2 protein-coding genes are annotated in these 1823 nt (G+C 74.0%); both read right to left on the reverse strand.

Translation table 11 applies throughout. The features are described from left to right. Positions 1-61: 61 nt before the first annotated feature. Entirely contained in the window at positions 62-937 is an 876-nt protein-coding gene (locus DQW06_RS20485) for a PRC and DUF2382 domain-containing protein (RefSeq protein ID WP_013152504.1), read from the reverse strand. Between the two features lie 190 nt (positions 938-1127). Further along, complete coding sequence (locus DQW06_RS20490; protein ID WP_071621834.1) at positions 1128-1736, reverse strand: DUF6309 family protein; 609 nt, start codon at positions 1734-1736, stop codon at positions 1128-1130. Between the last annotated feature and the right edge of the window lie 87 nt (positions 1737-1823).

Below are 1823 nucleotides of genomic sequence, written 5' to 3' on the forward strand. Positions count from 1 at the left end.
TCCCCGGACCGCGTGTCCGGGGACGACTCCGGCCCTGGCCGGGCCCGGCCGTGCGGCCGGGTCAGGCGTTGGCGGGCGGCTCCCCCTCGTCGTCCTCCAGCTCGACCCGCTCGCGGCGGCGCTGGCCCTGGACGTGCTCGTCGCGGGTCACGTCGCGCTTGCGGACGTGGATCTCCTCGACGGGGACCTGCTCCTTGGAGACGACCGGGCGCTCCTCGTAGAGCGTGAAGGTCTCCTCGTCCTCGCCCATCTCCCGGGGCTCGCGCACCGCGGAGGGGTCGTCCACCGGGCGGCGCTCGACCTGGAGCTCGTCGTGGTGCAGCGGGACCGTCTCGTCGAACTGCTCGGTCTCGACGTACTTGTGCATGCGGGCGTGCCCGGCCTCACGCCGCTCCACGCCGATGTCCACGCGCTCCTCCGAACGCGTCATCGAGATGTCGTCGCGCTCGTCCGCCCTCGCGGGGTCGCGGTCGCGCATGCCGGCGTCGCGGTCACGCATGGCGGCGTCGCCGGCCACGCCCCCCGCCGCTCCTCCGGCGGCGCCCCCGGCCACGTCCTCCCGGCCGGTGGTCTGCGGCCCGGGGCCGCGGCCCATCGCGGTCTCCTCACCCCGCATCGGGGGGCCGCCGTGCTGCGCGTAGTACTGGCGGACCGTCTGCTCCTCCTCGGGAGAGATGTGCCGGTCGGCGTCAATGTGCGGGGCGTCCTTGACGACGGACTTGTCGTAGGGGACCCGGATGTCCTCCTCCACGGGCTGGGAGCCCTGGAGCGGGACGAGGGTCTCGTGCCTGCCGAACAGGCCGGTGTGCACGGACACCCAGCTCGGCTGGTCGGTGTTGTCGTCGAGGTAGACCTGGTTGATCTTGCCGACGTTGTGGCCCTCCCGATCGAGGACGTGGTGCCCGATCAGGTCTGCGGGTGTGCGATCGCGTGCCACGATGTCCCCCTAGTGGTTCGCGTGGTCGAGGGGCGGGTGCCCCAACGCTGTCCGCCCACCCCCTACCCGCCGTGAGCTGCGCGGACTAACGGCTCACCCAAGTCGCTACCGAGTCCGGGGCGAGTGTTGGCGCTCCCTTTGCCCCGGGCGGCCGCGCGTTGACGGCGTCGGGAGGCTCGACCCCTCGGGGTCAAGCCTCCTTGGTGTCGGCGGTGGCCTCGGCTGGGGCCGTCGCGGAGGGACGGGCCGCGGAGGGGGCGTCCGGGTCGCGGAGGTCGGGCAGGGGCCCGGCCAGATAGGCCTCGAGGAGGGGCCGCGAGGGGAGCCGGTCCGCCAGCGCCCAGGCGAGCATGCGGTGCAGGCCGTCCAGGTGGGTCACCGCGTCCGTGCGTTCGAGCCGCTCGTAGAAGGGGTGGTCGAGGGCGCGCGAACTCAGGAACAGCGGTGCGCGGGCCGCGCCGGTGTGCCAGTCCAGCTTGCCCCAGCACACCGGGTTGCTGGCGGGGTACTCCCGGCCCCAGTCGGTGAGCGTGCCCAGGGTCTCGGCGACGGTCGCCCCGGCCGGGGGGACGAGTTCGCGCTCCCCGTACTCGCCCGTGTGCCAGGGCAGGAGCACGGACAGGACGTCCTCGCGGTCCAGGGCGACCCGGTGCCACGTCCCGCCGAGCTGGCGGGTGGCCAGGGTCAGGGCGCTCTCGGCGTACGTGTTGGTGGCACGGGAGACCTCGTCCTCCAACGGGTGGGTGGCGCGGAAGCGCCGGATGACGGTGTCGGGGGTGACGGGTTCGAGGATCTGCACGGGTTCGGTCCTCAGGTCGGTCCGCCGGGTGGCGGGCGGTCACGGGGGCGACGGTCGTGGAGGTTGTGCGGCCGCGGGGGGCTGGAC

This window comes from Nocardiopsis sp. TNDT3, from assembly GCF_003427465.1.
GTDB lineage: Bacteria > Actinomycetota > Actinomycetes > Streptosporangiales > Streptosporangiaceae > Nocardiopsis > Nocardiopsis dassonvillei.